General features: G+C 64.9%; 5 protein-coding genes and 1 pseudogene. 2 read left to right on the top strand and 4 right to left on the bottom strand.

Annotation, left to right across the window (positions count from 1 at the left end; genetic code table 11):
• Together NCS03_RS13060 and NCS03_RS13055 are read right to left on the bottom strand one after the other, a co-directional pair.
• A pseudogene (locus NCS03_RS13060) lies at positions 1 to 156 on the bottom strand (1,2-phenylacetyl-CoA epoxidase subunit PaaA); the annotation flags it as partial.
• A 224-nt stretch (positions 157 to 380) separates the two neighbouring features.
• Positions 381 to 1,853 carry an MFS transporter gene (locus NCS03_RS13055; protein ID WP_034474595.1) on the bottom strand — a complete coding sequence of 491 codons (1,473 nt, stop codon included), beginning with the start codon at positions 1,851 to 1,853 and terminating at the stop codon, positions 381 to 383.
• Between the two features lie 180 nt (positions 1,854 to 2,033).
• Here NCS03_RS13055 and NCS03_RS13050 point away from each other — a divergent pair, with 180 nt between their 5' ends.
• On the top strand, positions 2,034 to 3,296 hold the full coding sequence (locus NCS03_RS13050) for a TIGR03862 family flavoprotein (protein ID WP_250529241.1): 1,263 nt from the start codon (positions 2,034 to 2,036) through the stop codon (positions 3,294 to 3,296).
• An 8-nt stretch (positions 3,297 to 3,304) separates the two neighbouring features.
• Here NCS03_RS13050 and NCS03_RS13045 read toward each other — a convergent pair whose 3' ends face one another.
• Complete coding sequence (locus NCS03_RS13045; protein ID WP_175983305.1) at positions 3,305 to 4,456, bottom strand: methyltransferase; 1,152 nt, start codon at positions 4,454 to 4,456, stop codon at positions 3,305 to 3,307.
• 172 nt (positions 4,457 to 4,628) lie between these two features.
• Between NCS03_RS13045 and NCS03_RS13040 the strand changes: the two genes are divergently transcribed.
• On the top strand, positions 4,629 to 5,924 hold the full coding sequence (locus NCS03_RS13040) for an SGNH/GDSL hydrolase family protein (RefSeq protein ID WP_239295592.1): 1,296 nt from the start codon (positions 4,629 to 4,631) through the stop codon (positions 5,922 to 5,924).
• 34 nt (positions 5,925 to 5,958) lie between these two features.
• Here the strand turns inward: NCS03_RS13040 and NCS03_RS13035 are convergent.
• On the bottom strand, positions 5,959 to 6,243 hold a 285-nt coding region (locus tag NCS03_RS13035; protein WP_250460739.1), incomplete at its 5' end, for a hypothetical protein.

Here is a 6,243-nt window from a genome sequence, read left to right as displayed (position 1 = left end):
CGTCTTGCGATACGCCTCGGGCATCCAGTCCTGCGGCTCGATCTTGCCGTCGGCCTGCATCACCGCGTCGAAGCGGGTTTGGGCGGCGGAGGCTGCGGCTTCGTGGCTTTCGGCTGTGGACGTCGCGCTGGGGAGGTCGAGGGATTGCGTGTACATGTCGGCACTCGCTCAAAAAGAAGTCGCTGTCCGGCGATTATAAACCGACCGGACGGTCGGTAAATGCATTTTTGAGACGTATTCGGGTAACTCCGCATGCGAGAAGCGGACCCCGTCGCGCAAAGCGCGCGACCTTTAATCTAGTGCAGGCAGGAGGAGAAACGAAAAGAGCGGCAGGCGAAACATCGCCTGCCGCTCTTTATAAGGCGGGATCGGAAACTGTTTTAACGCGGCTGCTGCGCGGCGAAATCCTCAGCGTCGACGTCGTAGCCCGACGGTTCCCAGCGCACGGCGAACAGCGCGACGAGCCCCGCGAGCGGCGCGACGGCGATGATCCAGAACACCTTCGTGCCGAGCGCCGCCGACAAGACCGGGAACAGGAACAGCGAAACCGTCGAGCTGGCGCGCATCAGCGTCTGATTGAAGCCGACGCCGACACCACGCAGCGAAGTCGGATAGCTCAGCGACGCAAACGTCATGCTGTGCGAGCCAGGCCCGACGCCCTGTCCGAGCAGGAACGCCGCGAGAAACGCGATCGCGACGACGACTTCGACGCCCGTCGACGGCTTCCCGACGATCGCGAGCCCGACGAGCGCCGCAAGCTGAAACGCGTAACCGACGACCGACAGCTTCCACGCGCCGAATTTCGGCACCGTGCGCACGGAAAACAGCCCGCCCGCGAACGCGAAACACAGATTGAGCGCGAGCGACGCGAGGATCGTAGTGAGCATCGATTGCGCGAGGAAACTCGAAATGATGACCGGCAAGCCGAACGCCACGGCGTTATAGGCGAACGACGACGCGATGGCGATGACCGTCGCCAGCACGGTCCGGCGCAGGTAGACGCCGCGCAGCAGCGCGCCGTAGTTGCTCCACGTCGCGCGACGCGCCTTCGGCGCAACGGTGGCGGTTTCGTCGACGCGGGCATCGATGCCGTACGAGCGCTTGAGGATCGCGGCCGCGCCTTTCAAATCGCCCTGATTCGCGGCCCAGACCGGCGATTCGCTCATGTATCGGCTGCGAATCGCGATGATCGCAATCGCCGGAACCGCGCCAAAGCCGAGGATCAGACGCCAGAGCCAGCCCGCGTTGTGTTCGGGCAAGACCGCGTACAAACCGAGCACCAGCAGATACGAGACGCTGATCGCCGCATACCAGACCGGGCACCACATCGCGACGCGTGCCGCCTTGTTGCCGCGGCCCTGCAAGCGGGAAAATTCCGCGAGAAAGGCCATCGCGACGGGCAAATCGATGCCGACGCCCAGTCCCATCACGAAACGCGCACCGCCGAGCACCCAGGCGTTCGGCGCGAGCGCGCAGGCGATCGCCGCGACGACGAAGAAGAACATGTCCGCCATGAAGACGCGATAGCGGCCGACCTTGTCGGTGAGATATCCGCCGAGGAACGCGCCGATGATCGCCCCGAACGTGATCGCGGCGGCGACGAAGCCGGAGCCGGTCGGCGTCAGCGAGAATTCGCGGGCGATGTCCTTCATGCCGAACGCGAGCGCGCCCAGATCGTAGGCATCGAGAAAAATGCCGCCGAGCGCGATGGCGACGACCACGCGCGCGTCGCTGCCGATGGCGGCGCCGTGGTTGACGAGACTGGAAACATCGGCGGCGCTTTTGATGACCGGCCGTGAATCCTGGGTGGCGGACTGGGCGGCAGCGCGTTCGGGCGCGAGGGAAACGGACATGATCAGGCTATTTCAGTAAAAAGTTGTCGATGCAACGAATCGCCGGATCGTACTGGCCCGCGCGCAGGCGGCCAAATTCTTTTTTGTTATTTAATGACTTACGCGGCGCCGTCGATGCGTTCCCGCCGCGCAGACCGGCGATGCGACAATGTCGCTCCGTTTTGTTCTTTCTATTCAGGCATGTCGTCAGTTGAAAACATCGAATCGGTGAACGTCGCGGTCGTCGGCGGCGGGCCGGCCGGGCTCATGGCCGCGGAGGCGCTCGCGGCGGGCGGCGCGCGCGTCGGTGTGTTCGACGCGATGCCGTCCGTCGGACGTAAATTCCTGATGGCCGGCAAAGGGGGCATGAATCTCACGCATTCGGAGCCCGCCGACGCGTTCCTCGCGCGATACGGCGCGCGCAGCGGGGAGATCGCGCCGCTGCTCGCGCGCTTCGATGCAAGCGCGTTGCGGGATTGGGTTCACGGCCTGGGCGTCGAGACTTTCGTCGGCAGCTCGGGGCGCGTGTTTCCCACCGACATGAAAGCCGCGCCGATGCTGCGCGCATGGCTGCATCGGCTGCGCGCGTCGGGCGTCACGTTTCATATGCGGCATCGCTGGCTCGGCTGGGCCGACGAACGCGCGTCGATATCGCGGTTCGCGACGCCATTGGGCGAGAAACACGTTCGGCACGATGCGCTCGTGCTGGCGCTCGGCGGCGCAAGCTGGCCGCAACTCGGCTCCGATGGCGCCGCGCTGCCGGTTCTCGCCGCGCGCGGCGTGGCCACGCGTCCTTTCGTGCCGTCGAATTGCGGCTTCGATGTGGGCTGGAGCGAGCATTTCAGCAGCCGGTTCGCGGGCGAGCCGCTCAAGTCGGTGGCGATCGGCGTGCCGCGCGCGGACGGCGCGCCCGACTGGCGCGTCGGCGAGTGCCTCATCACCGATCAGGGTATCGAGGGCAGTCTGATTTACGCGTTATCGGCGCCGATTCGCGACCGGATCGACGAAAGTCACGGCGCCGGCGCGACGATTCTGCTCGATCTGACGCCGCAGCTCTCCGCCGAACGCGTGCGCGAGGGAGTGCTGCATCCGCGTGGCGCGCGCTCGATGTCGAGTCATCTGCAAAGCCGGCTGCATCTCACGGGCGTGAAAGCGGGTTTGTTGCGCGAATGCGTGAGCAAGGACGAATTTGCCGATCCCATCACGCTCGCCGCGCGCATCAAGGCGTTGCCGCTGCGTGTGCTGCGTCCGCGGCCGATTGCGGAAGTCATCAGCAGCGCGGGCGGCGTCGAGTTCGAAGCTCTCGATGCGCGTTCGATGCTCGCCGCGCTTCCCGGCGTGTTCTGCGCGGGCGAAATGCTCGACTGGGAAGCGCCGACCGGCGGCTATCTGCTGACGGCGTGTTTTGCGAGCGGGCTCGTCGCGGGCGAGGGCGCGCTCGCGTGGCTTGCCGAGCGCGCCTGATCCAAAATTTACGCGACGACCAGCCGCCACAGCGACGTGACTTCCGCCGAGCGCGCGGCGTGCAGCGGATCGGACTTGTCGATCGCCTTCGAATGACGCGGCTTGATGTCGATACGTCCATCGACCTTCAGTCCGGCCTTGTCGATCCATTCCTGCAACTGCGCGCGCGTGCGCAGGCCGAGATGCTCCGCGAAGTCCGACAGGATAAGCCAGCCTTCGCCGCCCGGTGTCAGGTGCGCGGCGAGGCCGTCGAGAAAGCCGCGCAGCATGCGGCTCTCCGGGTCGTAGATCGCGTGCTCGATCGTGGCGCTCGGACGCGCCGGAAGCCACGGCGGATTGCAGACGACGAGCGGCGCGCGGCCCTCGGGAAACATGTCGGCTTCCACGACCTTCACCTGACGAGCGAGGCCGAGTCCATCGACGTTTTCCCGCGCACAGGCGAGCGCGCGGGCGTCGACGTCGGTTGCGACGATCCGCTCGACGCCGCGCCGCGCGAGCACGGCCGCGAGCACGCCGGTTCCCGTGCCGATATCGAACGCGAGTTCCTTCGACGGCAGCGGCTGATTCGCGACCAGATCGACGTACTCGCCGCGAACGGGCGAGAACACGCCGTAATAGGGATGGATCCGCCCGCCGGCCGCGTCGATGTCGACGCCTTTCTTGCGCCACTCGTGCGCGCCGATCAGACCAAGCACCTCGCGCAAGGACACCACCGATGCTTCATCCGACGGCGGCCCGTATGCTTCCTCGCATGCCTGGCGCACGTCCGGCGCGCGTCGCAACGGGATGGCGTAGTGCTCGTCGAGCGGCAGCACGAGCATTGCGAGGGTGCGGGCGCGCTGCGATTGCGCGAGTCGATGGAGATTGAACGCATCGATCGGCGATGTTTCCGTCGCGGGCTTCTTCGCCTTGCGCGGTTTGTTGTCGATACGGCGGGCCATCGCCTGCAGCAACTGGCGAGCGTTCTGGAAATCGCCGCGCCAGAGAATCGCGGTGCCTTCGCAGGCGAGCCGGTACGCGTGATCGGCCGTCATCTGATCGTGTCCGATGACGACGCGCTTCGCGGGCGGATTGCCGCTCTCCGATCGCCAGCGGGCTGAGCGGCTTTCGCCGTCTTCATCCCAGACGAGTTGCTGCGGTGCTGAATTTTTCGATTGCATATTTATATTGATGCCCGCTGCGTAAGTCATCGCGCCGGCGAAAAAAGAACTGGCAGCATTGTGAGGCCATTTCACGGGCGTCGCTGCTGCTTGTGCGCGTCGCCGGCGATGTGCGGCGCGAGCTTGATGACACTTCAGGCACAATCGAGCCTTTTCCGAACGCCATCGCCGAATGAAACTCCGAGTTCTCGCCGCGATTTGCGCGGCCGCGTGCGCCGTCCAACTCAATTTCGCGCCAATGGCGTTCGCCGCCGACGCTGCGGAAACGCCCGCCAACGAGCGATGGGTCAGCGCGTGGGGCACTGCGCTGCAGTCGATTCCGCAACTGGCGAACCTGCCGCCGCTCTATCGCGCGCCGGACGTCGCGGGGCGCACCGTCCGTCAGCTGATTTATCCGCAACTCGACGGCAAGCGGATGCGTCTGCGGATCAGCAATCTTTACGGGACCGAACCGCTCGTCGTCGAGTCCATGAGCGTCGCACGGGCGGTCGGCGGTAGCAGTGCAGCGATCCAGGCCGGCAGCGCACGGTCCGTGTCTTTCGGCGGACACAAGAGCGTGACGGTCGCGCCGGGCGCGCAAGCAACAAGCGACGCGGTCGATTTCGACGTCGCCGCGTTTCAGCCGGTCGCCGTCAGCATGTTCATGGGGAAGGATCAAAAGCTCGTCGCGTGGCACCGCGTGTCGAGCCAGGTGAACTACATTTCGACGCCGGGCGACCGCACCGGAGATGGATCGGCAGCCGCGTACCGCACGCGCTTCACGCAATATGCGTGGCTCAGCAACGTCGCGGTGGAAAGCGCGTCGGCGCACGCGATCGTGGCGATCGGCGATTCGATCACCGACGGCATGCGTTCCTCGCTCAATGCGAACCGGCGCTGGCCGGATGCGCTCGCGAAAGAAGTCGCCCGGAAAAGTGGCGGGCAAACCGCGGTCTTGAATGCGGGCATCAGCGGGAATCGTCTGCTCAGCAACTCGCCCTGTTACGGTGAGGCCGTCGTGAGCCGCTTCGAGCGCGACGCGCTGCGTCAACCGGGCGTGCGGGCGGTGATCGTGCTGATCGGCATCAACGATATCAACTTCATGGCGATGCCCGCGCACGCCGGGCTCGATTGCGACGCGCCGCACACGGAAGTCAACGCCGATGCGCTGGTGCGCGGATATCAGCGACTGATTGCGCAGGCGCATCAGCGCGGCGTGAAGATCTACGGTGCGACGCTCACGCCCGCTTCGCTGCCGCCGGAAAGGGAGTCGATCCGAACGGCGGTCAACGAATCGATTCGCGCGAGCCGGGCGTTCGACGGTGTCATCGACTTCGATCAGGCGCTGCGCGATCCGGCGCGCCCGAGCGTGCTCCAGCGCCGGTATGACAGCGGCGATCATATCCATCCGAGCGACGCGGGATACGCGGCGATGGCCGCGGCAGTGCCGATGGAGTTTGTCATCGGAGCGGCGAAGGCGGCACACTGAAGCAGACGCGAAAAAAATTGCGTTCGTCACCTTGTCATTCGTGTGTGCTTGACCTAATATTCAGCCCCTCGTCGCAAGACGAGAGCCGTCGAGCGAAACGGGCGGTCTCAGAAGTCACCGGATTTGGAAGCGAAAGCGAAAAATAGTGTTGACAAAGAGAAAAAGATTCTTCATAATCTCGTTTCTCTGCTGCTGATGCAGCGACGCAAGACGGAAGTTGAAGTAAGGCTTGTCTTGCGATGTGCTCTTTAAAAACTAACAGCCGATAAGTGTGGGCGCTTGATGGCGAGTGCGGCTGGTTCTTTGGAATCGGCGATAG

Source organism: Caballeronia sp. ATUFL_F1_KS4A, assembly GCF_023630905.1.
GTDB classification, from domain to species: domain Bacteria; phylum Pseudomonadota; class Gammaproteobacteria; order Burkholderiales; family Burkholderiaceae; genus Caballeronia; species Caballeronia zhejiangensis.
The sequence above is the reverse complement of the archived record's forward strand: the minus strand, read 5'-3'. Positions and strand labels throughout refer to the sequence as shown.